The sequence below is a fragment of the Actinomadura scrupuli genome (assembly GCF_050971785.1).
GTDB lineage: Bacteria > Actinomycetota > Actinomycetes > Streptosporangiales > Streptosporangiaceae > Actinomadura_E > Actinomadura_E scrupuli.
In genome coordinates this window covers 1-26,639 of the sequence record NZ_JBPCCU010000018.1, presented here as the reverse complement: position 1 = coordinate 26,639, position 26,639 = coordinate 1, and the positions used below count along the sequence as shown (strand labels likewise).

Sequence of the window (26,639 nt, the reverse complement as noted above, 5' to 3'; positions counted from 1 at the left end):
CACACCTCCGCACCCTGGGCCAGTACCTCACGTACTTCCCCGGCCGGTACGGGTGCGCGACGGGGGGTCCGCCCGTCTGGACGGCGGGCCCCCGCGAGCCTAGGCCCGGATCCGCTCGCCCTTCGGATCGAACAGCGGGCCGCCGGTGATCCGGCCGGTGACCCATTCGCCGAACAGCTCGACCTCCACCTTGGTGTCGGGCCCGATCCGCTGCGCCTCCGCGCCGGCCGGCAGGTAGGCGTACGCGATGGACAGACCCGTCGTGTGGCCGAAGCCCCCGCTGGTCACCCGGCCGAGGATCTGCCCGTTCACCCTGACCGGTTCACTGCCGAGGCACACCGCCCGCGGGTCGTCCAGGACGATGCAGCGCAGCCGCCGCCCGAGCCCGGCGGCACGCGCCGCCACCAGTGCGTCCCTGCCCAGGAAGCCGCCCGGCTTGCCGAGCTTCACGCAGAAGCCGAGCCCGGCCTCGTACGGATTGTCGTCAGGACCGATGTCGGCGCCCCAGACCCGGTACCCCTTCTCCAGCCGCAGGCTGTCGATGGCGTGATAGCCGGCGGCGGTCAGGCCGTACGGCCGTCCGGCCTCCCAGAGGGTCCGCCAGAGCGCGGCGCCGTACTCACTGGAGCAGTAGAGCTCCCAGCCCAGCTCGCCGGTGAAGGTGACCCGCAGTGCGCGCACCGGCACGTCACCGACCGTCGTCTCCTGCGCGGTGAGGTAGGGGAAGGCGTCGTTGTCCAGCGCGGCGGGGGTCAGCCCGGCCAGGATGTCGCGGCTGCGCGGTCCCCACAGCGCGAAGCAGGCGTACTGACCGGTGACGTCCGCGACCCGTACCGAACCCGCGCGCTCGCCGTTCAGGGAGCGCGCGTGCCTGCGGATCCAGCTCAGGTCGTGCGTGCCGAACGCGGTCCCGGTCACGATCAGGAAGGCGTCGTCGGCCGTCCTGGTGACGGTGAAGTCGCATTCGATGCCGCCGCGTGCGTTGAGGGCCTGCGTGTAGGTGACGGCGCCGATCTCACGCGCGACCTCGTTGTCGCAGAGCCAGTCCAGCAGCCGGGCGGCCCCCGGCCCGGTGACCTCGATCTTCGAGAACGAGGACTCGTCGAACAGCCCGGCCGTCTCCCGCGTGGCCGCGTGCTCCACGCCCACGGCAGGCGACCAGTGACGTCCCGCCCAGCCGTGCGGCCGAAGCCCTTCGTCACTCCCGCCGCCCTGGCTGCGACCTTCCTGACCGCCGTTCGGGGCGTAGTAGTTCACCCGCTCCCAGCCGGCCTTCTCCCCGAAGACCGCTCCGTGCGCGGCGTGCCAGGCGTACGCGGGCGAGACCCGCAGCGGCCGGCCGGCCGTACGCTCCCGCCCGGGGTAGGGGATGTCGTAGTACGTCTCGTAGTTCTCGGTGGTCTTCTTCAGCGTGTAGGACGGCGAACGGTAGTGCGCGCCGAACCGGCGGACGTCCATGTGCCAGACGTCCAGGCCGGGGTCGCCGTCGAGGACCCACGAGGCCATCACCTGCCCGATGCCGCCCGCGCCCGCGATGCCGTGCGCGCAGAACCCCGCCGCGACGAACAGGCCGCCGAGCTCGGTCTCGCCGAGACAGAACTCGTTGTCCGGCGTGAACGCCTCCGGGCCGTTGATCAGTTTGCGGATGCCGACGTCGGCCATGCCGGGTACCCGCACCTGCGAGTTCACCGTGATCTCTTCGAAGCGGGGCCAGTCCTCGGGCAGCAGCCTGCCGTTGAAGTCGGCGGGAATGGCGTCGTATCCGGTCCCCCGCGGGCCTGCGCCCGAGCCCAGGGAACCCAGGGACCAGGCCGCGGAGTCCCGCTCGTATCCGCCCATGAGCAGGCCGTCGACCTCCTCGCGGAAGTAGACGAGGTTGTCGGGGTCGCGCAGCGTCGGGAGCCTGCGCCTGGTCGCGTCACCCCGGCCCGGCAGGCCGGGGAGCGCCTCGGTGACGAGGTACTGGTGCGACATCGGCACCAGCGGAATGCGCACCCCCGCCATCCGCCCGATCTCCGCGGCGAACATGCCACCGCAGTTGACCACGACCTCGGCCTCGATGTCGCCGCGGTCCGTCCGGACACCGGTGACCCGGCCGTCCCGCTGCTCGATGCCGAGCACCCGGGTGTGAGTGATGATCCGTACGCCTTCGGCCCGGGCGCCCGCGGCCAGCGCGTACGTCAGCTGGGAGGGGTCGATGTAGCCGTCGGTCGGCAGATGGGCACCACCGAGTACGCCCGCGGTGTCCATCATCGGGAACAGCTCCTGAGCCTGGGCGGCCGAGATCTCCTCCAGCGGCAGCCCGAACGTACGGGCCCAGCCGATCTGCCGCCGGATCTCCTCCATCCGCTCGGGAGTGCAGGCCAGCCGGATGCCTCCGCACTCCACCCAGCCGGGAGCGTGCTCCCCCCGCTGCAACCTGCGGTAGAGCTCCACGGAGTGCATGTTCATCCGGGTGAGCGTCGGATCGGCCCGGAGCTGGCCCACCAGCCCGGCCGAGTGGAACGTCGAACCGCTGGTGAGCTCGTCCCGGTCCAGTACGACGACGTCGCGCTCACCGCGTTCGGCCAGGTGGAAGGCGACGCTGGTGCCGCCGACACCGCCGCCGACGATGACGACGCGGGCCCTGGCGGGCAGCGTCCTGCCGGGCGGTGTTTTCGAAGGCGGGGACTCGGCAGGCAGGGACCCGGCGGGCAGGGACCCGGCGGGCGCGCTCTGGTCAGCCATGACCGGCCTCCTCGATCGATTCTCCGGGTCCGGTCCAGACGACGACCCGGGTACGGTCGCCGCGGAACAGGTCGTAGGCGTACTCGATGGGCACCCCTTCGCGCCCGTGGGTGATCCGTTCCACGGCGAGCAGCGGGGTCCCCGGCGGCACCGCCAGCAGCAGGGCGTCGGCGGGTTCGGCCGCGATCGGCTGGAGCCGTTCCACCGCTCGCGTCGGCCAGTCCTGGTACACCTCGCGCAGCAGGTCGTACAGCGAGCCGCCGAGCGGCTGCTCGGCCAGGCCGGGGAAACGGTCGGCGGAGAAGTAGGAGCGCTCCAGCGCGATCGGCTCGCCGTCCGCCAGCCGTACCCGGATGATCTCCACTACCGGAGCGTCGCCGGCGACCCCGAGGGCGTCGGCGACCACCGAGTCGGCCGGGAGCAGCGCGACCGAGATCACCCGTGCCCCCGCGGTGAGCCCCTGGCGACGGATGTACTCGGCCAGCCCCGCGAAGTGGCCGAGGTCCCGGTCGACCTTGGGAGAACCGACGAAGGTGCCGCCGCCCCGGCCGGGCCGGCGGACGATCACACCGGAGCGGTCGAGATCGTGCAGTGCCAGCCGCAGGGTCGAGCGGCTCACGCCCAGCGTCTCGGCGAGCTCGCGTTCGGGCGGCAGCCGGTCTCCGGGCGCGTATCCGCCCTTCTGGATGGCGTGCATGACCCCCTGCCATGCCTGCTCCCGCAGGGAGTCCCCCGGATCGTCGTCGCCGCCCTTCGGCGTGCTGTGCGTGATCACCGACCCTTGATATCACGCCAATGGACATACCAAAAGGTTTAAGGACAGCCCAATACGATTAGATCACGGGACTGTCACACCATTGACGTTCTTGCGGACCTGGAGCACACTCCCCACCAGCAGGACCCTCCTGACCGACGTTCACGACCACGGCCTCCAAAAGGGCATACCGTTGCTGCCCTTTGCTCAGACGGATTGCTTCAGACGGAGTGGTTCATGCCTGTCCCGATCGAAGATGTCATCGCCCGGATACCCGGCTGGGACCCGAGCGGTGTCCGGCACACGCCCATCACCGGCGGTCTCAGTCATCAGGTCGCCCGGCTGGATACCGCGGACGCCCGTTACATCCTGCGGGTGCTCGACCCGGAGGTGTCCCGCGCCGGGCTCGGCATCCCGCTGGAGCAGGAGATCGAGAACACGCTGCGGGCGGCGGAGTCGGGGGTCGGCCCGCGGGTGTGCGGTGTGCTGAGCGATGTGCCGGCGATGCTCCTGGAGTTCATCGAGGGCCCCACCCTGAGCGCGTCCGACGTACGGGAACCGGCGACGATCACGCGTATCGCGGCGGCCTGCCACCGGCTGCACGGCATGAACCGCCGGTTCGTCAACGACTTCGACATCTCCGCCAAGCTCGACGAACTGCTGGCGCTGTGCCGCGCACACGAACTGCGCATCCCCGACGGGTACGAGGACCACCTGGCCACGGTCCGCGACGTGGGCGCCGCGCTGGCCGAACGGCCGCTGCCGGTGGTGCCCTGCCACAACGACCTGCTCGCCGAGAACTTCATCGACGGCGGCGACGCCATCAGGATCGTCGACTACCAGCTCAGCGGGATGAACGACCCGGCCTTCGAGCTCGGCGACATCGCCGCCGAGGCGGACTTCGACGCCGACCTGACCTCCCGGCTGGCGACCGCGTACTTCGGCGCCGAGACGACCCCGGCGCTGGTCGCGCGGGTGCGGCTCAACCTGCTGCTGTCCAACTTCACCTGGACGCTGTGGTTCTCGGTCCACCACGGGATGCTCGACCGCCCGGCCGCCGGTTTCGACTACTGGCGCGAAGCCGCCGACAAATGGCGCCAGGCCGTCCGGGATCTGCACGATCCCGGGCTCGGCCGGCTGCTCGACACGGCGCGAGGGCGCCCATGAGCGCCCCGCCCCATGATCCGGCGTCCGTGAGCGTGGTCTCGGACGTACCCACCCCACTGGAATGCCGACCCACTAGTACCAGCTCGTCTTAGGAGGCCCGATGGCCCAGACCGTCCCGGACGTCCCCGAGGTCGATGCGGATTCGCAGCGACTCGCAGCGCTCGGCTACAAGCAGGAACTGTCCCGCACCTGGAGCGGTTTCTCCAATTTCGCCATCTCGTTCTCGATCATCTCGATCCTGTCCGGGTGCTTCACCACGTTCGGCCAGGCCTGGAACAACGGCGGCCCGATCGCCATCGCCTGGGGCTGGCCGCTGATCTCGATCTTCATCCTGATCATCGGTTTCTGCATGTCCGAGCTGGTGTCGGCCTACCCGACCGCCGGCGGCATCTACTGGTGGGCCGCCAAGCTGGGCAAGCCGATCCACGGCTGGTTCACCGGCTGGCTCAACCTGATCGGCCTGATCGCGGTCACGGCCTCCGTTGACTACGGCTGCGCGACGTTCCTCAACCTGCTGCTGGGCATGTTCGACTCGGACTGGGCCTTCGGGCTCACCGGCGTCTTCGGCATCTTCGCCGTGGTCCTGGTGCTGCACGCCCTGATCAACATCTACGGGCACCACCTGGTCGCCGTCCTGCAGAACGTGTCCGTGTGGTGGCACGTCTTCGGTGTCGCCGTCGTCATCCTGATCCTGGTCTTCGTCCCGGACCACCACCAGAGCGCCGACTTCGTCTTCACCGACCGGATCAACAACTCCGGCTTCGGCGACGGGACGTACTGGTTCTTCGTGCTGCCGCTCGGCTTCCTGCTGACGCAGTACACGATCACCGGCTTCGACGCCTGCGCGCACGTGTCGGAGGAGACCAAGGGCGCCGCGCGGAGCGCCGCCCAGGGGCTGTGGAAGTCGATCGCCTACTCCGCGATCGGCGGCTGGATCCTGCTGCTGGCGTTCCTGTTCGCCGCCACCGACCTCAAGGCGATCAACGACCCGGCCGCGCCCGGCTTCATCGGCAACCTGATCAACAGCGCGCTCACCCCGGGGTGGGCCAAGGCCGTCATCGCCATCTCGGTGATCGGGCAGTTCTACTGCGGCATGAGCTGCGTGACCTCGATGTCCCGGATGACCTACGCCTTCTCCCGCGACGGGGCCATCCCCGGCTCCGGGCTCTGGTCGAGGGTCGACAGGAACGGTACGCCGGTCAACGCGATCATCGGCGGTGTCATCGGCTGCCTGGCGCTGACCCTGCCCGCTCTCTACAAGGCGCCGAACGGGGTGCCGGTGGCCTTCTACGCGGTGGTGTCGGTGGCCGTCATCGGGCTCTACCTGGCCTTCCTCATCCCGATCTACCTTCGTCTGCGGGCCGGTTCGTCGTTCACCCCCGGCCCCTGGACGCTCGGGTCGAAGTACAAGTGGATGGGGTGGATCGCGGTCATCGAGATCGCCGTGATCTCGATCTACTTCATCATGCCGACCTCTCCGGCGGGCATCCCGTGGAACGACGCGTTCGACTGGAAGCTGGTCAACTACGCACCGCTCGTGGTGGGCGGCATCCTCATCGCGCTCAGCCTGTGGTGGGTGCTCTCGGCGCGCAAGTGGTTCACCGGCCCCCGCCGCACCGTCGACGAGGTGTTCTCTCCCGCCGAGTGACCCCCTCGGCCCGGTGGTCGTCCGACACCGAGGCCGAACGGGACGGGCGGCCATGCAATCGGCCGGCGAGCGATTGCATGGCCGCCCTGCGGCGTGTTCTCCCTGCGGCGTGTTCCCCCTGCCGTGTGTTTCCCCCGCGGCAGGTTCTTCCGCGGCAGGTTCTTCTGGCCGGCGGTCACGGGTGATCACGCAAAGCGAGGGGCAGTGGTCTCTGCGTGACAGACGCCTCCACGCTGTTCCTCGCCGGTGCCGGCACCGGCCTGCTCGCGGGCGGCACCTCCTGTGCGGCCGTCCAGCTCGGGCTGCTGGCCGGGTCGGTTCGGGGCGCGTCGCGGCCCGCGGCCCCGGTCGGGGTCTTCCTCGCCGCGAAATTGACCACGCACGCCGCGCTCGGCGCCGCCCTCGGCCTGGCCGGGTCCGTGGTGCAGCCCGGCCCTCGGGTCCGCGCCGTTCTGCTCGCCGGCGCTGCCGTGCTGCTGGCGCTGTTCGCCCTCGACCTGCTCGGCTTCCGCCCCGCCCGCCGGCTCCTGCGCCGCCGCGACCACCACTGCGGCGGCCGCCCCGACGATCCCCACCGCGACCACGGCGGTGAGAGCGGCGGCGACCAGTGCGGGGGTCACCGCCCGCTCCCGGCCGGTGGCCACCGGACACCGCTGCTGCTGGGGGCGTCGACGGTGCTGGTGCCCTGCGGCCTGACCCTGTCGGCCGAGCTGATGGCGGTCACCTCCCGTTCCGCACCGGCCGGAGCGGCGGTCATGACCGGGTTCGTGCTGGGCACGATGCCGCTGTTCGGGCTCATCGGCATCACCCTGGGCCGGGGGCTGGCGCTGCTGCGCGGGCGGCTGACCGCGCTGGTCGGCGTGGGCCTGTTGCTGCTGGCGGGCTGGACCCTGCTGTCCGGCCTGCGGCTCGGCGGCTGGCTGCCCGCCCCGGCGGCCACCGCCGCGACGGACGCGCGGTTCGTCCGGACCGATGCGACCGGGACCCAGACGATCACCATCTGGGCGTTCGACCGGGGCTACCGTCCGGCGCTGCTGTCCGCGCGGGCCGGTGTCCGCACCGTCCTGGTCGTCCGCACCGCGCGGACCACGGGCTGCACCCGGGTCTTCGAGGTCCCGGCCCACCGGGTGGAACGCGTGCTGCCCGTCGACGGCGCGGCCACCATCGACCTCGGGACACCCCGGCCCGGACGGCTGCGCTTCACCTGCGCCGTCGGCCACTACCCGGGCGCGATCACCTTCCGCTGACCCGGTCCCCGGAGGCCCGAAGACCCCGAGCGGGCATCGGCGATCAACCGGCGGACTTCGCCCGGCCGGTGAGGACTCCCCGGCTCATGACGTACGCGGTGATCAGCACGATGGTCAGGGCGCCGTCCCAGCCGAAGGTCTTGGCGGCTTCCGCGATACCACCGTGGGTGAGGTAGGCGGCCGAGGTGATGGTCAGCGCCGCTTTGTTGGCGATCACCAGCGCCCAGACCGCGCCGTGCACGTGCGGCCGTAGCGCGAGCAGCACGAACAGCCCGCCACACAGGAACAGGCCGTACATCCGCCAGGTCTGCACGACCAGGGTGTCGGGACCCGCCGCGGTCACATCGGAGATCGCGGAGCCGGCCGCGGCGAGTGCGGAGATCGCGGCCAGCCAGGTCAGGGCCTGGCCGATGGTCCGCCATCGAGACGAGGTGCCGACCGAGGTCACAGTGCTCATAGTCCACTCCCTATGCGACAGACTGTCGCGTTAGAGGTAGAATGGCATGACCCGAACCTTAATGCAACGATGTGTCGCATCAGATTCTGAGGAAACATGCCCCAGACCCGGCCCGGAGGGCGAAGCGCGCGGACCCGGGCGGCCGTGCTCGAGGCGACCATCGACGAGCTGATCGAGTCCGGATATGCGGGTTTGAGCATGGAGGCCGTCGCCAACCGCGCCGGCGTGCACAAGGCCACGGTCTACCGGCGCTGGGGCACCCTCGACGGGCTGCTGGTCGACGCGCTCGTACGGTTCGCCGAGCGATCAGTGGCGATGCCCGACACCGGCAGCATCGACAGTGACCTACGCCAGCTCGCCCGCTCCGCGCTCGCCGTACTCGCCGACCGCGGCGGACAGGCGCTGGTCCGGGCCATGGTCTCGGTCGGCCAGCAGAGCCAGGTCGCGCAGGTCGTCCGCGCGTTCTGGGCCGAGCACACCACGATGGTCGCCGAGATCGTCGCCCGTGCCGTCGGCCGCGGCGAACTGCCCCCCGGCACCCGGCCCGCCGACATCTCACGAGCCATCGGGGCCCCGCTGTACATGCGGCTGCTCGTCACCGCCGAACCACTCGACGACGAAGCCGCCGACCAGTCGGCCGCGGCGGTCGCCGCCGCCGCCCGCGCCGGCGTCTTCGTCACACCATGATCCAGTCACACCATGGCCCGGAGGCCACGGCCCGGTCACGCCGCAGGCTCGACCACGAGATGACGGCCGATTCCGGCTCCGGGTGCCGGGCGGGTCAGGCGCCGGCCGCCAGACGGGCGCGGGCCGCGGCGAGGCGGGCCAGGGTCCGCTCCCGGCCGAGCACCTCCAGCGACTCGAACAGCGGGAGCCCGACCGTGCGGCCGGTGACCGCCACCCGGACCGGGGCCTGGGTCTTGCCGAGCTTCAACCCGAACGCGGCGCCGGCCTGCTCCAGCCGGGACTTCAGCTCCTCGGTCTCCCAGGGGGCGTCCCGGTAGACCTCTTCGGCGGCGGCCAGGATCTCCGCCGCGGACCCCTTCATGCCCTTGGCCCAGGACGTCTCGTCGACGACGGGTTCATCGAGGAACAGGAAGTCCACGTTCGCCGTGATCTCCGACAGCACGGCGATGCGGGTCTGCGCGAGCTCGGCCACCTGCGCGAAGACCTTCGGGTCGTACCCGGGGATCTGTGCCGCCCAGGGCTCGCACCGGGTGATGAACTCCTCCAGCGGCAGCGCCCGGATGTACTCGCCGTTGAAGGCCCGCAGCTTCTTCTCGTCGAAGAACGCGGGAGCGGAGTTGACGTCCTCCAGCGCGAACAGCGGCATCATCTCGTCCCAGGGCATGATCTCCCGGTCGTTGCCGGGGCCCCAGCCGAGCAGCATCAGGTAGTTGACCATCGCCTCGGCGAGATAGCCCTCGTCCCGGTAGGACTCCAGGGCCACCTTGTCGCGGCGCTTGGACAGCTTCTGGCGCCGCTCGTTCACGATCACCGGTACGTGCGCCCACACCGGCGGTGCGCCGTGCTCCCGGCCCGGCTCCGGCGTGCCCAGCGCCTCCCACAGCAGTTGCTGCTTCGGGGTGTTGGACAGGTGCTCCTCGGCACGGACGACGTGCGTGATCCCCATCTCCAGGTCGTCGACCACGTTGGCGAGGATGAACAGCGGAGAGCCGTCGCCCCGGGCGATGACGAAGTCCTCCATCGCGTTGTTGGGGAACTCGACCGTGCCGCGGACGGTGTCCGCCACGACGGTCACGCCCTCGTCCGGGGTACGGAACCTGACCGCGCCCTCGGTCAGCCCGCGGTCCCGGCAGTATCCGTCGTAGCCCTGGTGCTCGGACCCGGTCCGGGCCTTCACGTCCTCCCGGGTACAGGTGCAGTAGTACGCCTTGCCCTCGGCGACCAGCCGGGCCGCCGCGGCCCGCTGCTGTGCGTCGTAGGCCGACTGGAAGTAGGGGCCCTCGAAGATCGGCGCGTCGCTGTGGATGCCGATCCAGGCGAGCGCGGAGATGATCCCCTCGGTCCACTCGGGGCGGTTGCGCGCGGCGTCGGTGTCCTCGATCCGCAGGACGAACGTTCCGCCGGACTGTTCGGCCAGCGCCCAGTTGAACAGGGCGGACCGGGCGCCACCGACATGGAAGATGCCGGTCGGAGAGGGGGCGAAACGTACTCGGATCGAAGAGGAGGCCATGGCCCCAAGCCTACGGGGTCAGGGGGTCCAGTCCGGATCGCGCCCGGCCAGGCCGAGAGCGCGTTCGAACGGGGACGCCGAGGCCGGCACCGGCACCTCGGGGCCGAAGATCTTGTATTGCCGCGCCGTCTCCTTCATGCCGTCCACCTTGGCGAGGAGCTCCTGCTGCAGGTCGTCGTCGATGGCGGGTTTCTGCCCGGTGGCGGCGGCCAGATCCCAGCCGTGCAGGAGCCACTCGGCGAAGAGGATCCCGCCGATGAACGGGGCGGGCATCCGGCCGGCGCCGCTCATGCCGGTCTCGCCCTCCCACGCCGCGGGGTCGCTCCAGGCCCGCGCGGTGGCGGCGGAGAGCTCGGCGTAGTGCTCGGCCCAGCCCGGTTCGGCGGTGTAGTCATGATCTTCGCCGGGGCCCTCGATCGGCTTCTTGCCCGCCGCGAGCCCGGCACGGTGGCCGGTCCAGAGGATCACGTGGTTGAGCAGCCCGCGGACGTCCCACTCCGGGCACGGCGTGGGGCCGTCCAGCCGGCCGGGCTCGACGCCCCGCACGATCTCGATGGCCGTATCGGATGCCTTCGTCATCAGTAGCCGCAGTTCCATGCGAGCCACGTTAGGGATCCACGGCCGATCCGTATTGAACAAACCCGACACCGGACAAACCCGACACCGAACGGCCCCGTACCTCTCGCGAATCCGCCATGGGCCCGGCGACCCGCCTAGCCTGGACCCATGGCAGGCTCCCTCCCTCCCGACACCCGGGGCATCCTGGACCCTCATACGGCCCGGGAACGCTTCCATCTCGACCAGCGGCCGCCCGTCCCCGAGCTGGCCCCCTTCGTGGCGAACTGCTGGATGCTCACCTGGGACCTGGACGAGCCGCATCGCCAGCGGGTGCTCACCCATCCCGCGGTGCACATGACGTTCACGACCTATGCGACAGGCCCGGGCCGGGCCCGGATCGCCGGAGTCGTGCGGGGTGAGTTCACCGAGGAGATCTCCGGTCGCGGCCGGGTCGTCGGCGTACGGTTCCGGCCGGGCGGTTTCCGGCCCTTCCTGGGCGCCCCGGTGGCGACGATCACCGACCGGTTCCCCGCCGTCTCGGAGGTCTTCGGCGCCGAGGGCCTGGCCGTGGCGGAGCGGATCCTCACCACCCCGGAGACCGCCGACGCCGTCACCCTGCTCGAGGACTTCCTGGTGGCGCGGGCACCCGAGCCGGACCCGGTCGTCGACGAGGTCGCCGCCATGGTGGCCCGGATCGCCGCCGACCCGGCCCTCCTCCGGGTGGACGAGCTCACCCGGGTGCTGGGCGTGCCGGCCCGGCGGCTCCAGCGGCTGTTCCACGAGTACGTCGGCGCCGGGCCGAAGTGGGTGATCCGCCGCTACCGGATGCACGAGGCCGCCGAGCGGGCTGCCGAGTCGGCCGAGGGCACCGACCTCGACTGGGCGGGACTCGCCGCCGAGCTCGGGTACGCCGACCAGGCGCACTTCACCCGGGACTTCACCGCCACGGTGGGGCGGCCCCCCGGGCAGTACGCGCGTATCGTCACCGGATGACGTCTTTTCACCTGACTCTGGGCGGGCACTCCCACCCGGACCCACACCTGGAGCCGTCCGCATGAACCTGCAGGAGTTCCGGGAGGTGGCCGTCGGCCGGCTGCGCGACTTTCCGTACACCACCGTGGCCGACGCGCCCGGCATGCGGCGGGCGGGGGTCGTGCTGTGCGTCGTGGAGCACGGCGGAGTCCCCTGCGTGATCCTGATCAAGCGGGCGTACCGCGGGCGCAACGCCGGCCAGTGGGGACTGCCCGGCGGCCGGCTGGACGACGGCGAGACCCCGGAGCAGACGGCGCTGCGGGAACTGCACGAGGAGATCGGGCTGCGGGTGGACCCGGCGGACGTCCTCGGGCGCCTGGACGACTTCCCGGCCGCCTCCGGATTCGCGATCAGCCCGATCGTCGTGGCACCGCGCGACCCGGGGCCGATCAGCGCCAACCACGAGGTCCACTCGGTCCACCGGGTGGAGCTGAGCAGGCTGGCCGCCGACGACGCGCCCCGCTGGGTGCCGCAGCCGGACGGCACCCGGCTGCTCCAGCTGCGCCTGCGCGACGACATGGTCATCCATGCCCCCACCGGCGCCATGCTCTGGCAGTTCCGCGAGGTCGTGCTGCTCGGCCGGCACGCCCGCGTCGCGGAGTTCCTCCAGCCCGACTGGACCCACAGGTAGGACCCGCGCGGCCGTCACCAGGCCGGTTCCGACCCGTCCTCGGCGGCTCGGCAGCTCTCCCCGGCGCACTCCCGCAGCCGCCGCAGCCGGTCCGACAGACCGGTCAGCAACGGGTTGCCCGCCGCGATGTCGTGCAGCTCGTAGGGGTCGGCCACGACGTCGTACATCTCGCGTTCCCCCGTTTCGTACTCGACGTAGAGGTAGCGCCTGGTGCGCAGCGCCACGAAGGGCGCCAGGTAGGCCTTGGTCCGTACCCCCGCCCGGACCATCTCCGGCGGCTCGAGCGTGCCGTCCACCGTCGTCCGGGGCCCGATCGGGTGGGTGCCGCGGGCCTTGGCGTGTTCGAGCAGGAGCACCTGCCGCCAGTTCTTCGGCGGCGGCCCGCCGGTCAGGATCGGCCGCAGCGAGCGTCCGTCGGCGAACTCGGGCGTCTTCGCACCGGCGAGATCGGCCAGCATCGGGCCGAGGTCGATGTTGGAGGCGAGGGCGTCGACTGTCCGCCCGGCCGGGATGCCGGGGCCGCGGATGACGAAGGGGACGCGGATGTCCTCCTCGTAGGCGGTGTTCTTGCCCGGGGCCAGCCGATGCTGACCGATGTGGAAGCCGTTGTCCGAGGTGAAGATGAAATAGGTGTTGGCGAGCCGCCCGGAGTCCTTCAGGGTCTGCACCAGGTCGCCGATCATGTCGTCGACCGACTGCATCGACTGCAGCCGCTTGCGGTACAGCGCGTCCCACTCCCGGGCCTCCCTGCCCGTGATCGGGGGCAGCCGCTGGAGTTCGGCCGGCTTCCCGGCCATGTCGGGCTCGTCGTAGGAGGGGGGTCTCGGGGCCCGGACGCCGGCGAACAACTTCCGGTGCCGTGGCGCCGGGGTGGCCGGGATGTGCGGGTTGTAGGGAGCGATGTAGGCCAGGAACGGCCTGGTGTCCTTGGCCGCGAGGAAGCCGTCGGCCTTGCGGGTCAGCACGTCGGTCAGGTAGGTGGCGTTGGACGGCTTCTCATGGGTCAGCCGGCCGTTCTCGTTGAGCGTGTAGTCGAACTGGCTGTAGGGATATCCGGCCGCCGGGCTGACCCAGGTGGTCCAGCCGGGCGGCACGTAGGTCTTCTTGACCGGCGCCTGTTCCGGATAGCCGTTGAGGTACTTCCCGAACAGGCCGGTGCGGTAGCCCGCCCCCCGCAGCCAGGTCGCCAGCGTCGACCGCTCCCGGCCGAGCTGGTGGAACATGAAGAAGCCGCCGTTGGGCGCGGTGTTGGTCCAGACACCGGTGTTGTGCGCGTACTGCCCGCGCAGGGTGGACGCCCGCGACGGGCAGCACCAGGCCAGGCTGACGTAGTACCGCGACAACGTGGTGCCCTGGTCGGTCAACAGCGCCTTGAGGTTGGGCATGTACGCCGTCGCCGACGTGTCGAGGTCGTCGGTGAGCAGGAACACGAAGTTCGGCTTGTCGCGCGGGCCGGAGCCGGGGCCGGAGCCCGGACCGCCCCCCGCCGACGACGTGCAACCGGACAACAGCGCCGCCGCGAGGAGCACGGCGGCCAGACCGGCGTGCGAACGCTTCCGCACGTGCTTGGGCACGAAGTAATCCCCCCGGGATGTCGGCGACCAGCGCTACACGGACGTCCGGAAGAGCCTACGCGGACGGTGCGGTGCGGCCTGCTCCACGGGGGGCTGCTTGAACGCCGCGGCCACCGCGAGCACCGCCACGGCACTCGCCCTGCCGACGTCTCTGGCGGTGGGCGGCTGCGGCGGCTCCCCGCCGGGTTCGTAGCGGAGGTCCTCGACGTCTCCCACCAGCCGTACCCCGCTGTCGAGGAGATCGGCGACATCCGACTCGCCCCACTGCAGGACCCGGCCACGCCAGTCCTCGGGGATGACGTTCTTGGCGCCGCGCTCCGTGCGGGTGAGGAACCCGTCGTTGACGACGGTGTCCCGCACCCGGGTGGCCTCTTCCCTGCTCAAGTCCGACTGCGACAGCGCGTAGTTCAGCGAGCTGAGCACGACGGTCTCCTCGGCGGTCAGCCCGGCGTGGGTGCGCTTGCCGAGTACGTCGGCGGACGGGCGGCCGGCGAAGTCGGGCAGCCCGATCGCCTGGGTGAACCGCGACCACAGCAGCTGCGGCGGCGACCCCGCGTTGGTCACCAGCCGGATCCTGCCGGTCCCGGTCTCCGCGGCCCACCGCCGCACGAGCCCGCCGAGCGCGAAGGCACGCCACAGGTGCAGCTCCAGGACCTGCTCGATGTCCTGGCGCGGGCGGTCCCGCTGGTCGGCCAGCACCTGCAGGTAGTTCTCGAAGGTCCCGGCCCGGCCGTTGCGGATGTGCTGCTGCCACAGCGAGGGCAGGGACCGGCCCAGGCCGCGGGCCGTCACCAGCACCTCGAGGTCGGGCGGGTCGAGCGTGTCGAGCAGCCGCCGGATCGCCGGGGTGCGGATGACCGCGAGCGCCTCCGCGGACAGCAGCACCGTGCCGGGCCAGTCCTTGACCTGTGCGGCCAGGCGCTCCCAGGTCTCGCGCAGCTCGGCGGCGCGCGCCTCGCCGACCCAGGGGAACTCGGTGCCCAGCAGCCCGTACATGGCGTGCTCGTGGTTCTCGACGGCACCGGGCCGGGGCGCCTCCGCCGCGAGCGGGTAGAGCATGCCCGCCTCGGCCAGCTCGCCCGTGCACGTACCGAGGACCTCCTGCAGGTACGTCGTCCCGGACTTCTGCAGGCCGATGTGCAGAATGATCTTACTGGCCATCCGGCACTCCAGAAAGGTGATCGCGAAGTCGACCGATCATCGCGAGAGGTCGACCAGGTTTTCGTGAGGTCAACAACGTCATCGCGAAGCAAGGAGGGTTATCGCGAAGTCAACCGCCACCAGATTGTAGGAGCCGGAACCGCCGGGAAGGCGTTTGGGTACGCGGCATTCACGGACTGTTCACCATGCCCGCCGGTGGCGTGCGAACTCCCTCAGCAGGTCTCTTTCGTGCGTGCCCGAACCCGCTAGGCGCGCTGGAGCAGCCAGGACCGGGCCTGCTCGATGTGGTCCTCGGTCAGCCCGACGAGGGGATCCACGGCGACGAGGAGATGGTCGCCGACATCGGCCTCACCCTGCAGGCAGCCGGTGACGTCGGGCTCGTCCTCGAACCAGACGAACGGTCGGCCCTGCGCCCACACGGCGACATGCCGCGCCTTCCACGCCCCGAGCGAGAGCTCCGTGTCGTACGGCCGGGCCGAGATCGGGACGTACGGCAGGTCCGGCAGGCCCACCCGGGGCGCGATCCACTCGTTGGCGTGCTCACACCAGTAACTGGCCCACACCAGCTCGGCACGGGTCTCGGTGACGAGCTCGCGCAGCATCGGCCCGTGCCCGGCGTTCAGCCAGAGCCGGTAGGTGATGCCGTTGGGCGACGCCCGGCACCGGCGATAGCCGCGCCCCGCCCGTTTGATCGGATTCAGCACTCCGTCGACATCCAGCAGCACGGCCGGCGTCCCCGTTCTCATCTCCGGAACGTACGACATCGACAGGGCACCTGGATACCGGTAATCGGCGTGGCGTTCCCAGGGTGGCGTGCGCGGGCTGGCGTGCGCGGGCTGGCGTGCGCGGCCGGTCAGGTGAGTTCCCGGCGGCGGGCCGCCGCGCGGTAGTGGTCGAGGACGTCCTGCCGCAGCAGGTAGCCGAACCCGGAGCGCTGGAGCCGCAGTGCCAGCCCTTCGGCGTCGGTGCCGAGGGCCGCGGCCGCCGCGCCCAGGTTCCAGTCGCAGCGGGCGAGCCGGGTGAGCAGGTGACCCCGGCGCACCTGGCCCTGCGACAGCCGGTAGGTCTTCAGGTAGGCCACCCGGCCCGAACCGTCCACGATCACCTCCCCGAGGTGGCTCTCGTCGTGCAGCCGGAAGGACGGCAGGAACCGCTGGAGCCGGAACCGGCCCAGCCGGTAGACCTCCTCGAAGGTGTAGTCGTCCGCGCCCAGCAGCCCGCCCGCCATGACCGTGTCGTGGAAGTCCGCCCACTCGGCCGTGCGCAGTGCCGCCTGCGCCCGCAGATCGGCGAGCGACCGCACCTGTGCGTCCACGATCGGGGAGACCAGGTCCGGCACCGGCAGGGTCATCAGCCCGTACTGGTAGATCAGCTCGCCGTACAGGTCCCGTACGAGCGTCGCGTGCAGCGCGCGGTAGTCCTCCGGATGCGGCACGACGAACGCGCCGGCCAGCGCGTCGGCCACGTAGACCAGCACCCCGCACTGGCCCGGGTGGATCTCGAAGATGCGCAACGCGTCGTCCAGGTCCCGGACCTCGGCCCCGCTGTAGACCTCCTCGCAGCGCGGGGACAGGCCCTGCCGCACCGCCCGCTGCGACCACTCGTCCCACGCCACCGACGGCCCGCCGAAGTGCAACGCCAGATAGCCCTCCAACGCCAGATGCAGCGGCAGGAAACGCAGCCGGTCCCGGTCCACCCGGCGGGCCATGCGCCGCCGCAGCCGCAGCGGCACGCACGCCGGTACGGTGACGTCCCGCTCCGGTGCTCCGGCCGAGCCGAGCTGCGTCCCGTACGCGGCCGCGGGCGTCCCGTCGCGCGTCCAGGTCGCCACGAAGGCGTGCGGGATGTACGACACGTACGAGACCCGGGGTCCGACCGAGACGATCGACACCTCGTCGCCGTAGACCTGCGCGTTGAGCCGCAGATCCTCGATCGGCTCCTGCCGTGCGAGGGGCACCAGCCGGATCGAGCCCCACCGCTGTGCGGGCCGGGTGGCCAGTCCGGTCAGGTCGAGCCCGGTCACGAGTCCCGCTCCAGGAATGCGCCGACCCGCTCGGCCAGATGCGCCTCGAGCTCGGGCAGCCCGGTCCGGCCCTCCGCGAACTGGGCCAGCTCCACCAGCGCGGGCAGGTCCTCGGCGTCGCGGATCCCCGCCGTCGGCACGGAGGGCGACAGCCGGCGCACATCGAAGTCGGCGGCGTCGTACACCGGGTTGAGATGCACGATGCCGACCCGGCCGGCGGGGTCCAGCCGGGTCCGCCAGATCCGCAGCACCTCCCCGGCCAGTCCGGGCGGGGCGTTGTCCCACCCGTCGGAGACGATGACGAGCCGGTCGGGGCCGGTCTCGAGCGCGTCCATGATCCGCTCGCCCAGCGGCGTCGGGCCGTACGGGTACAGCAGGAGGTCGTCGCCCCGCCCGGACAGCCACAGTCCCCGGTACTCCCCCGCCAGGACCTGGAGCAGGTGGTGACAGGCCAGCGCCACCGCCAGCGGACGCCGCCGCTTCACCACCGAGCCGAACGCGGAGAAACTGTCGTCGAGGACCGCCGTCACCCGGCCCCAGGTGCCGGCCTGCCGCCCCGCCGCCCGGCGGGCCGCGTCCCGCAGCGCCGCGGTGAGTTCGGTACGGCGCCGCGCCCGGTCGTCCAGCGACAGCCCGAGGACGTACGAGGCCAGCCGGGTCAGCGGCATCCCGGTGAGGTCACGGTCGAGGCCGGTGGTCTTGCGCTCACGGGCCGACTCCTGCAGCCGCAGCCGCTCGAGGCGGGTGAGCCGCGGCGCGATCCGCTCGAGGAACGCGCCCCGGTCGATGCCGTGCTTGGCGGCGAACCCCTCGGCCACGGTGTACGGCAGCGCGTACACGGCGCCGGCCTCGTAGTGCGCTCGCCGCCAGGTGTCGAACAACGGCGTCGCGAAGACCTTGCGGCTGCGCGGGGCGAACAGGAACGGGCCGAGCTCGCCGTCCAGGGTGAGGTGGGCGTGCCGTGCGGCGGCCCGGACCGCCCCGCGGTACTTCACGGCGTCGAAGGCCGGGTCGGGGCGGGCCGCCAGCCAGTCCCGCATGATCGCCCGGGTCGTGCGGTTGTTCACCTTGGCCTTGCGCAGCTCCCGGAACATCCCGTACACCCGCTGCGGCGGGAGCAGCGCCAACCGGCGGGCGATCAGCCGGCCCTCGACCGGTCGCCGCAGCCCGCTCTCCAGCAGCCGCCGGACGATGAGCGCCGCGTTGTGGTCGTTGATGTTGAGGGCGAGGGTGGCGGCGTACAGGTCCCGGTAGTTCTCCCGCATGTAGTGGTGCAGGAAATCCAGGGACAACCGCTGCGCGCCGTCGTCGGAGTGGAACTCCCGCTGCCCGGTGGAGGTGATCGCCGCGTTGACGAACATGAGGACGTCCTCGCAGGCGATCAGGTCGGCGAAGGTTTCCACGCGGGCTCCCGGAAGAGGTCTCAGGCCGGCCGGGGAATGAGGGCGCGAGCGGCGAATCATCGCTGTACAGGCGGGTTCCGGAAGTCGCACCTGAGTCCCGCGGCCGGCTCCCGCACAGTAACACCGGACATCTCCGGCACACCTCCCGATTTCCCGCCCCCCGCTGCCCGCCTCCCCGCCCGCCGGATGGCGGAGACTGGGGCCGTGAGCGACGAGATCAGGCACCGCAGGGCCCATGCCCAGCTGCTGCATCGGCCGGGCGGCGGGGCGGCAGAGGTGGTCCGCCGGTTGCTCGCCGTGCAGGCGCAGGACATCGCCGCCTTCCCATTGGCGCTGCGGGCCCGGACGGCCGGTCTCACCGCCGCCGACGTGACGGCCGCACGCGACACCCGGGAGATCGTCCGTTGCTGGGGGCCGCGCGTCACCCTCCATCTCATCGCGGCCGAGGACCTGCCCTGGCTGTTCCCGCTGGTCCGGCCCGCTCCCACGGGCTCACTGCGGCGCCTGCGCGCCCTCGGCGTCGAGATCGGGGCCGACGAAGCCGTACGGTTCGTGACGGCCGCACTGGCCGGCCAGGGGCCGCTCGGCAAACCGGAGCTGGGCGAGCGGCTGGCGAAGGCGGGACTTCCGGCCGAGGGACAGGCGATCGTGCACCTGGCCCTGCTCGGCGCCCGGGAGGGCTTGGTGGTGCTCGGCCCCGACCGGGCGGGCAAGCCCACCTACGTGCACGCCGCCGACTGGCTCGGCCGTCCGCTTCCCGTCACGGTGACCGACCGGGACGCCGCGCTGCGCCGGCTGGCCCGCCGCTACCGCCTGGCGCACGAGCCGGCCGAGCCCGCGGATCTCGCCGCCTGGTCGGGGCTGTCCCTCGGCGAGGCCCGGCGAGCCTGGCCCGGTTCGGAGCCACCGCCCCCCGCCCAGACCACCCCCGAACACGCCGACCTCGCACAGGCCGACCTCGCACGGGCCGGCTCCGAACGAGCCGACGGCGGGCCCGTGCCGGTCGTACGGCTCGTCCCGGGTTTCGACGAATACCTCCTCGGCTGGCGGACCAGGGAACTGTCGGTGCCCGGCCCCTACCGCACGCTGATCCACCCCGGCGGTGGAATCATCCGGCCCGCGCTGCTGGTGGACGGCCAGGCCGCCGGCACCTGGCGTACCCGGCGTTCGGCCCGGCGCGTCGGCATCATCGTCGAACCGTTCGAGCCGCTCTCCCCCGCCGTGCTGGCCGAGCTGCAGGCCGAGGCCGCCGATATCGGCCGCTTCCTCGGCCTCCCGGCCGAGCCGACCGTGATCTCCTAGCCCCCAGGTGCCGGGCCCCGGCCCACCCCCGGCCCCGGGGAACGCCGCCAAGCCTCTCTCCCCGTGCTCACGCGATCAATCCCTCCCTCCCTTGGCAGGGGTGGGGTCGTTGCTGGAAGCCCGTTGCTCGCGGCGTGTCGGATCGGATCAGGGGGCGGACGCGGGGAAGGCGCGGAGCCAGCGGCAGCCGTAGCCGTCCAGCCGCAGGGTGACGCGTCCCTGGCCGGTGAGCTTGGCCGTGCCGTCGACGAGCAGATCGGCCAGGATCCAGGAGTCGTCGAACCCGTCCAGCGTGACCTCGACCTCGGTTGGGGTCTCCGCGAAGTTGTGCAGGGCGATCACGGTGGCATGCGGGGTCGAGCACCGGTGGGCGAGTACCGAATCGGTGCCGGTGTCCAGGAGGGAGTACTCGCCCCAGGCGAACTCCGGGTTCTGCCGGTAGCGCTCCGCCAGGGTGCCCATCCAGGTGAACAGCGACTCCGGGTCGCCGCGCTGGGCGCTCACGCTGACGTGCTCGGGCCCGTACTCGCCCTCGACCAGCCGGGCCGGGAACGTGGACGGATCCGCGGTGGAGAACCCGCCCGACGGGTCCGGCCGCCACTGCATCGGGGTACGGACCGCCATCCTGCCCTCGGCGCGCAGATCCTCACCCATCCCGATCTCCTCCCCGTAGAACAGGACCGGGGTGCCGGGCAGGGAGAACAGCAGGCTGTAGACCATCTTGATCCTGCGCAGGTCGCCGCCGAGCATGGGGGGCAGCCGCCGGCGCAGGCCCCGGTCGTACAGCTGCATGTCCTTCTCCGGGCCGAACGCCTCGAAGACCTCCTGCCGTTCATCATCGGTGAGCTTGTCGAGGGTGAGCTCGTCGTGGTTGCGGACGAAGGTCGCCCAGTGCCCGTCCTCCGGGGGCTGGGGGCGCTCGCTCAGGGACTCGGCGAGCGGCCGGGCGTCACCGCGGGCCAGCGCGAGGTACATCCGCTGCATCCCGATGAAGTCGAAGCACATGGTCAGCTCGCGGCCTTCGGCGAAGAAGCGCATCGTGTCCTGGTAGGGCAGGTTGACCTCGCCGAGCAGGATCGCCTCGCCGCTGCGGCGGGACAGGAAGGAGCGCAGGTCGGCGAGGAACTCATGCGGGTCAGGCAGGTTCGCGGCGTCCCGCTGGCCGGTGGTCTCCAGCATGAACGGCACCGCATCCACCCGGAACCCGGACAGTCCCAGCTCCATCCAGAAGCCGATGATGCGCGCGATCTCGTCCCGGACCTCGGGGTTGGCGACGTCGAGGTCGGGCTGGAACTTGTAGAAGCGGTGGAAGTAGTACTGGCCCGTCCCCTTGTCGTACTCCCACAGGCTCGTCTCCTGGTCGGGGAAGGTGATGCCCTGCGGGCCGTCGCTCGGCGGCTCGTCCGCCCAGATGTACCAGTCGCGGTACTTGGAGTCGCGGCTCGCCCGGGCGTTCTGGAACCACGCGTGCTCGTCGGAGGTGTGGTTGACGACCAGGTCGACGATCACTCGGATGCCGCGGTCCCGGGCGGTCCGCACGAACTCCACGAAGTCCCCCAGCGTCCCGAGCCGGGGATCGACTCCGTAGAAGTCGGTGATGTCGTAGCCGTCGTCACGGTCCGGCGACGGATAGAACGGCATCAGCCAGATGCAGGTCACCCCGAGCCGGTCCAGGTAGTCGATCTGCTGGGTGGCTCCCCGGAAGTCGCCGATGCCGTCGTCGTTGCCGTCCTTGAACGTTTCCACGTCCAGGCAGTAGACGACGGCGTTCTTCCACCACAGATCGGCGGTACGGGAGATGTTCATGCCCAGATCCCTTCAGCGCGCGGCCAGGCCGAATCGACTCTCGACCGTCATGAGGCGGTCTGTACCCATCCAGCGGAAAAGAGTCCTCCCACCCCTCGGCTACTCCTGACAGGACAGGCGGCTGTCGTCGGTAAGAAAGCTACGAGTTACACATTGGGATCGATCAATGGCATCTGACGGGGTATCTGGCTTATCGTCCATCACAGTGACGATCACAGAAGTTGGTGGCGGGAGGCTTCCGCTGGACGGAGGACACGAGGGATCAGCATGACGTCCATATTGCTGGTCCTCGCCTGCCTGGTCGTGGGCGCCGCGGAGCTGTACCTCGCGCGCGGCTCCGGCCAGAAGGCCCGGCAGCTCACCGAACTCGGCGTCCTGGTCGACGAGCAGGAGCGGCGGCTGCAGTCACTGACCACCCAGCTGGGCGGCACCGTCCCGGCCCTCCAGCGCCGCCTGAACGACCTCGAACGGCTCTCCGCCGACATGCTCCAGGCCAAGAACCGGCTGGCGCAGCTCGGTGACCAGAGCGTGGTCTTCAGCCGGCGCCTCAGCGCGCTGGAGGACTCCCGTGACTTCGGCCAGGACCTGAACCAGCGGATCACCCGTACGCTCGAGGCGCTGGAACAGAACCTCGCCAACGTGCTCCGCTACACCATCGGCCAGCTGGACCAGGCGGTCGCCGCCACTCTCGGCGGCGCCGACCCCGCCGCCGGGACGGTCAGCGGCGGCCTGTGCGGCACGGATGCCGCCCAGCGGCCGGGCCTGAGCCGGGCCTACGAGCTGTGCTCCCGTACCAACGGCCTGACCATCCGGTTCCGGGTACCACTGAAGACCACCGCCTGGCACGTGCGCTTCTATCTGACCGGTAAGAGCCCCCGGGAGCTCGAGCGCGGCTTTCTCTCGCTGCTGGACTCCGTACGGTCACAGCCCGCCTCACCCGGCGAGGCCACCTTCCAGGGCCTGCTGCTGACTCTCAACGACAGCGGGCCGGGGTTCACCCAGATCGGCCCGATGGTGGCCGTACGCACCCAGGACGCCCTGCTCTGCGGGGTGCTCACGCTGACCGAGCTGCGCCGGTTCGACGCCGACCGCATCGTCGGGGACCCCACCGCCGTGGCGGTACGGCTCCGCACGCTGCCGGCGGAACGGGTCCGTGACATCACCACCTGGCCGGCCCGCCGGGCCCGCAACGGCCGTCAGTGACGGCGGCGGCGGGGCCCGGTCGACGTGCTGCCGCCTGGATTCCCGTGCCGACGGGTTCTGGGGCGTCCTGACGTGATCCGTGCTGTTCTGAGGCGTCCCCGGCCGGGCCCGAGGCGATCCGGGCCCGCGCCGATCCCCTCGGGGAGCTTCCCCGGCCCCGCGCTGAGGGCCTTCCCGGCGCCGGGCCGGGTCAGGGCTGAGGGGCGGCGGAGCCGGCGGCGCCGCCGAGCAGCTTCAGGTTGTGCGCGGCTCCCCGAGCGATCTCGGTCTCCAGGCCGTGGAGAACACCGTGGACCCGGCCGAAGTCGTCGCGTAGCGGGCCGGTCAGGTCCTGGAGCGTCTTCTCGATGCGGGCGGCGGCGTCTCCGCTCAACGCCCCGTCCCGCATGCCCTGGGCCATCCGCGCGCGAAGATCGCGCACACGCTCGTCCCGGGCCGACCGCGCCGCCCGGACCAGCTCCTCACGGCGCAGGCGCAGCGGCAGCACCCTGTCGGGCTCCTGCCGCTCGAGGACGGCGATGATGGCGCGCGTCCCCTCGTGGTCGCCCTGCGCGGCCCGCGCCTCGAAGGCGGCCTCCCACTCCTCCTCCGGCGCCAGGGCCACCGGAATCAGGTCCGCCAGGGCGGGGGGCTCGTAGGGCACCAGGGTGGCCGGGTGGACCTGCACGGCGGGCGCCAGCAGCAACTCCCGGTTGACGACGTGCGCGTACGGGGGCTCGGTGGTCTGTACCGGCGCGCCGTCCAGCAGCTCCAGTGTCTCCCGGATCAGCACGCGCGCCGCTCCGGCCGCCGCGGCCGGCACCGGACCGCCCGCCGCGACGGGGCCGCTCAGCTCGGCCGCGGCCAGCTCTTCGTTGCGCTCGATGGCGGCGCGCAGCTCCGCCAGGGCCTGGGTGAGCCGGTCCGTGCCCACCGAGGCCGTCCCCTTGACCGCGGAGACCCAGCGCGCCACCATCTCCAGCGCGTCGCCGATCATCCCGCCGAGCCAGATCGTGGTGGTGCTCTCGACAGGGCCGCCCGCGACCCAGCGCACCGTGTCGTTGATCAATTCGCCGACGGCCCCGCCCACCCGGAGTGCGGCCACCTGATCGGCGACCTCGTCGACCCGTGCGGTGTCGTCTCGTGCCGCGGCCGTGAGGAGCCGCCCGAGCGGTGCGTCCTGCTGGACCAGCGCCCGCCACGTCTCCTCGACCAGGGCCGGCTCCAGCCTGCGGTGCGGCCCCTCCTCCAGCAGCCGTACCGAGGCCCTGACCGCGCGCTGGCGGTTCTGCCCGGCCTGCGTGCCACGTCCGTCCGTGGTCCCCCCGGGGACGAGGTACGCCCCCGAGTCCGCGGCATCGGCGAAGGCCTCCCCGTACGCCGAGAGCCCCGGATAGGGCGACACCACCGGGACGAGATCATCGAGCAGCCGGATCGATTCCGGGGTGGGATGCACGATCCCGGCACGTATCGCCGCGGCCCACGCCAAGATCCCCCCTGCCGGGTCGTCGGCGAGCGACCGTGCGTCCAGCCCCTGGGCTGCCGCGGAGAACTCGGCCGACAACCGCCCGGCGAAGTCGCCCATGGCGCGGGCCAGCCCCGCGCACCGCCGCGCCTGTGCCTCGGCGGCCGGCCGGCCCGCCGCCGTACGCAGCCAGGCCGCCAGCCCGAACCGGGCCGACCGCAGCGCGGCCACCTCCGCCTCCGTCGTCCCCGCCTCGGCCGTCCCGGTCTTTCCGGTCCTTCCAGCGGTGCCTGCGCCGTCAGACCCGACCACCCGGTGCCCCCGACTCGCCCCCGCCACGCTCCCGGCCTGCCCGGGACCTGCCTGCCCGGGACCTGCCTGCGGGCTTCTGACCTTCGAGGCTTCCAGCTCCTGGGGCCCGGCCGCGAGGTCGTGTGCGGGTGTGATCCCGGATCTGGGCCCTTCGGTCCCCGCCTGAGCAGGCGCGGACGTCTCCGTAGCCGCTGTTTCTCCCTCGTGCGTCCCTGCCTGCGGCTCCCCTACCGCGGGCGTCCCCGCCGGGCCCTCCTTCGCGGTATTCGAGCCCGTACCGGCGGGCGGATCCGGCTCATCGGGCCGCCCACGCTCATCGTGGATCGGCGGGCCGATCTGCTCGGCGAACTCCAGTACGATCTCGGACGCCTCGACGACACCGGCACCGAACGCGGGAGGCGCACCCAGCGGGGCCGGGGTAGCGCCGTCCGCGGGGGCCTGCGCGTCACTCTCCCGGCGACGCGTTGCCTCCCCGTCCTCGGTGCTGCTCCTTCCAGGACCCGGGGCGTCACCCACCTCCGACCCCTCGGCGACGCTCTCCGCAGTGCCGGGTACATCGCTCTTCCCGTCACCCGCGGCGTCGCCCGCCCCCGCAGGGCTCTGCACCGTGGCCGGTACGTCGCCGTCCCCGGGACCCGGTGCGCTGCCGGCCTCCGTGCCCTGAGCGGTGCCCTCAGGGGTCTCCGGCGCGGTCCTCTCCGTGCTCTTCCGCAAACTGACGGCCGGGGCCAGGCCTCGTTCGCCCTCAGGCCGAGCAGAGCCGGTCCCTTGCGGGCCGGTCTCCTGCGGACCGGTCTCTTGAGAGCCGGTCTCTTGAGAGCCGGTCTCCTGCGCACCGGTCGGCGAGCCGGCCTCCGCGGCGGCGCCTGCCTGCGGACGCGGTCGCTCAGGCTCTTCGGTTTCGAGACGCCGGTTGAGGGCCGCATTGATCAACGGGCGCCAGGTACCCGGCAACCGTTCCCTGGCCAGTTCGGCGGTGTCGTCCAGCTCTTGGAAGTCGCCTGTGTCTGCGGCCAGCGCGATGAGCTCCGCGAGCAACTCCAGCTGGGGCGATCGCCCGGTCCGCGCCGCCTGGCGAACCTCTTCCAGGACGTTCTCGAGCGCCGGCGGCCCCTGGATTCCCACCAGCCCACGAAGCCGCTCACTTCGCGACGCTTCAGCGGCCGCGGCGTCGAGAGCCTGCGACAACATCTCAAAAGTCTCCGGCATCGGGCCCTCCGACCTGCCCTCCATCAGCCGTACCCGGGCACCATCGAAGTCCGTCAATGCCCGCAGGATCAGATCCACATCACCGGTCTCCGGCCTGGTGCCCGCCTTGAGCGCCGCACAGACCCGAGCCGCCGCCTCCGTCGCGACCGGAAGCCTGCCGCGCAACTCCGCGGCCAGCTTCCTCAGATCCTGCACACTCATCGCCACCTCCGCGACTGGAAGGCCCGAACCAGCGTAGAACCGTATCAACCCCGAGGAGAGACACATTCCTAGACTCGTCCGGAAGAACACCTCTAAATCACCTTCAGGCGCGGTTTCCCGACCGTCACTACCTGGTCACACACGCGGATAATCGAGCTCGAACGGCTTCGAACATGCACGGGGACTATCGGTATTACTGCAGGTGGAAAACGTCGTCAGCGGGCCGGGTCGCGCGCGATCGGCTCGCCGGGACGGCCGCGGCCGGCCAGGGCGTCGTGGGCCTGGCGACCTCGCGGAAGGCCGGCATCGGCCCTCGTCATCCCGGCACGCACCGCACGACGATCGCGCGACAGGTCCTGGAAATGCGTCGAGGGCCGCCCCAGGAATGGAGCGACCCTCATATGGTCCGGCGAATGGTGTGGGGGTATTGGTGTGGGAATGCGAACGGCCCCCACCGGTGGGTGGGGGCCGTTCGTGAGGGTGTGTCCGGCGGTGTCCTACTCTCCCACACAGTCTCCCGTGCAGTACCATCGGCGCTGAAGGGCTTAACTTCCGGGTTCGGGATGGGACCGGGTGTTTCCCC

20 protein-coding genes and 1 rRNA gene are annotated in these 26,639 nt (G+C 71.6%); 8 read left to right on the top strand and 13 right to left on the bottom strand.

Annotated elements, in window-relative coordinates; all coding sequences use genetic code 11:
- Positions 1–99: 99 nt before the first annotated feature.
- Positions 100–2,727: a GcvT family protein gene (locus ACRYCC_RS43140; RefSeq protein WP_433820011.1), complete on the bottom strand. Its 2,628-nt coding sequence runs from the start codon at positions 2,725–2,727 to the stop codon at positions 100–102.
- Positions 2,720–3,502, bottom strand: coding sequence for a GntR family transcriptional regulator (locus ACRYCC_RS43135; protein ID WP_433820010.1), 783 nt, complete (start codon positions 3,500–3,502; stop codon positions 2,720–2,722). Before ACRYCC_RS43135 ends, ACRYCC_RS43140 begins: the two co-directional genes overlap by 8 nt.
- Positions 3,503–3,718: 216 nt before the next feature.
- Here ACRYCC_RS43135 and ACRYCC_RS43130 point away from each other — a divergent pair, with 216 nt between their 5' ends.
- The 3 genes from ACRYCC_RS43130 to ACRYCC_RS43120 all read left to right on the top strand — a co-directional run bounded on the left by ACRYCC_RS43130 (position 3,719) and on the right by ACRYCC_RS43120 (position 7,543).
- The gene (locus ACRYCC_RS43130; RefSeq protein WP_433820009.1) at positions 3,719–4,648 is read left to right on the top strand and encodes a phosphotransferase; all 930 of its coding nucleotides are present in this window, start codon (positions 3,719–3,721) and stop codon (positions 4,646–4,648) included.
- Between the two features lie 100 nt (positions 4,649–4,748).
- Positions 4,749–6,296 carry an amino acid permease gene (locus ACRYCC_RS43125; protein WP_433820007.1) on the top strand — a complete coding sequence of 516 codons (1,548 nt, stop codon included), beginning with the start codon at positions 4,749–4,751 and terminating at the stop codon, positions 6,294–6,296.
- 215 nt (positions 6,297–6,511) lie between these two features.
- Complete coding sequence (locus ACRYCC_RS43120) at positions 6,512–7,543, top strand: urease accessory protein UreH domain-containing protein (RefSeq protein WP_433820006.1); 1,032 nt, start codon at positions 6,512–6,514, stop codon at positions 7,541–7,543.
- 43 nt (positions 7,544–7,586) lie between these two features.
- Here ACRYCC_RS43120 and ACRYCC_RS43115 read toward each other — a convergent pair whose 3' ends face one another.
- Complete coding sequence (locus ACRYCC_RS43115; protein WP_433820005.1) at positions 7,587–8,000, bottom strand: hypothetical protein; 414 nt, start codon at positions 7,998–8,000, stop codon at positions 7,587–7,589.
- Between the two features lie 96 nt (positions 8,001–8,096).
- Here ACRYCC_RS43115 and ACRYCC_RS43110 point away from each other — a divergent pair, with 96 nt between their 5' ends.
- Positions 8,097–8,687 carry a TetR/AcrR family transcriptional regulator gene (locus ACRYCC_RS43110; protein ID WP_433820004.1) on the top strand — a complete coding sequence of 197 codons (591 nt, stop codon included), beginning with the start codon at positions 8,097–8,099 and terminating at the stop codon, positions 8,685–8,687.
- Between the two features lie 94 nt (positions 8,688–8,781).
- Here the strand turns inward: ACRYCC_RS43110 and gltX are convergent, their stop codons facing one another.
- Together gltX and ACRYCC_RS43100 are read right to left on the bottom strand one after the other, a co-directional pair.
- Entirely contained in the window at positions 8,782–10,197 is a 1,416-nt protein-coding gene (gene gltX, locus ACRYCC_RS43105) for a glutamate--tRNA ligase (RefSeq protein ID WP_433820003.1), read from the bottom strand.
- A gap of 18 nt (positions 10,198–10,215) precedes the next feature.
- The gene (locus tag ACRYCC_RS43100; protein ID WP_433820002.1) at positions 10,216–10,794 is read right to left on the bottom strand and encodes a TIGR03086 family metal-binding protein; all 579 of its coding nucleotides are present in this window, start codon (positions 10,792–10,794) and stop codon (positions 10,216–10,218) included.
- 129 nt (positions 10,795–10,923) lie between these two features.
- Between ACRYCC_RS43100 and ACRYCC_RS43095 the strand changes: the two genes are divergently transcribed.
- Together ACRYCC_RS43095 and ACRYCC_RS43090 are read left to right on the top strand one after the other, a co-directional pair.
- Complete coding sequence (locus tag ACRYCC_RS43095; protein ID WP_433820001.1) at positions 10,924–11,748, top strand: DUF6597 domain-containing transcriptional factor; 825 nt, start codon at positions 10,924–10,926, stop codon at positions 11,746–11,748.
- A gap of 61 nt (positions 11,749–11,809) precedes the next feature.
- Positions 11,810–12,418 (top strand): NUDIX hydrolase, encoded by a 609-nt coding sequence (locus ACRYCC_RS43090; protein WP_433820000.1) that lies wholly within the window; start codon positions 11,810–11,812, stop codon positions 12,416–12,418.
- Positions 12,419–12,432: 14 nt separating this feature from the next.
- On the opposite strand, the gene ACRYCC_RS43085 is transcribed toward ACRYCC_RS43090, so the two are convergent.
- The 5 genes from ACRYCC_RS43085 to ACRYCC_RS43065 form a co-directional block, all read right to left on the bottom strand.
- Complete coding sequence (locus tag ACRYCC_RS43085; protein WP_433819999.1) at positions 12,433–13,992, bottom strand: sulfatase family protein; 1,560 nt, start codon at positions 13,990–13,992, stop codon at positions 12,433–12,435.
- Between the two features lie 33 nt (positions 13,993–14,025).
- Positions 14,026–15,153 (bottom strand): hypothetical protein, encoded by a 1,128-nt coding sequence (locus ACRYCC_RS43080; protein ID WP_433819998.1) that lies wholly within the window; start codon positions 15,151–15,153, stop codon positions 14,026–14,028.
- Between the two features lie 245 nt (positions 15,154–15,398).
- The gene (locus ACRYCC_RS43075; protein ID WP_433819997.1) at positions 15,399–15,899 is read right to left on the bottom strand and encodes an HAD domain-containing protein; all 501 of its coding nucleotides are present in this window, start codon (positions 15,897–15,899) and stop codon (positions 15,399–15,401) included.
- A gap of 107 nt (positions 15,900–16,006) precedes the next feature.
- Positions 16,007–17,176, bottom strand: coding sequence for an ARPP-2 domain-containing protein (locus ACRYCC_RS43070; RefSeq protein ID WP_433819996.1), 1,170 nt, complete (start codon positions 17,174–17,176; stop codon positions 16,007–16,009).
- Positions 17,173–18,579: a hypothetical protein gene (locus ACRYCC_RS43065; protein WP_433819994.1), complete on the bottom strand. Its 1,407-nt coding sequence runs from the start codon at positions 18,577–18,579 to the stop codon at positions 17,173–17,175. The genes ACRYCC_RS43070 and ACRYCC_RS43065 overlap by 4 nt, the downstream gene beginning before the upstream one ends.
- A gap of 204 nt (positions 18,580–18,783) precedes the next feature.
- On the opposite strand from ACRYCC_RS43065, the gene ACRYCC_RS43060 reads away from it, so the two are divergent.
- A complete protein-coding gene (locus ACRYCC_RS43060; protein WP_433819993.1) occupies positions 18,784–19,881 on the top strand; it encodes a winged helix DNA-binding domain-containing protein in 1,098 nt (365 codons plus the stop codon).
- Positions 19,882–20,028: 147 nt separating this feature from the next.
- Here the strand turns inward: ACRYCC_RS43060 and ACRYCC_RS43055 are convergent, their stop codons facing one another.
- A complete protein-coding gene (locus ACRYCC_RS43055; RefSeq protein WP_433819991.1) occupies positions 20,029–21,687 on the bottom strand; it encodes an alpha-amylase family protein in 1,659 nt (552 codons plus the stop codon).
- Positions 21,688–21,954: 267 nt separating this feature from the next.
- Here ACRYCC_RS43055 and ACRYCC_RS43050 point away from each other — a divergent pair, with 267 nt between their 5' ends.
- Positions 21,955–22,890 carry a hypothetical protein gene (locus tag ACRYCC_RS43050; RefSeq protein WP_433819990.1) on the top strand — a complete coding sequence of 312 codons (936 nt, stop codon included), beginning with the start codon at positions 21,955–21,957 and terminating at the stop codon, positions 22,888–22,890.
- Positions 22,891–23,080: 190 nt separating this feature from the next.
- On the opposite strand, the gene ACRYCC_RS43045 is transcribed toward ACRYCC_RS43050, so the two are convergent.
- Together ACRYCC_RS43045 and rrf are read right to left on the bottom strand one after the other, a co-directional pair.
- On the bottom strand, positions 23,081–26,056 hold the full coding sequence (locus tag ACRYCC_RS43045) for a hypothetical protein (RefSeq protein WP_433819989.1): 2,976 nt from the start codon (positions 26,054–26,056) through the stop codon (positions 23,081–23,083).
- Between the two features lie 484 nt (positions 26,057–26,540).
- Positions 26,541–26,639 (bottom strand): 5S ribosomal RNA (gene rrf / locus ACRYCC_RS43040); the annotation flags it as partial.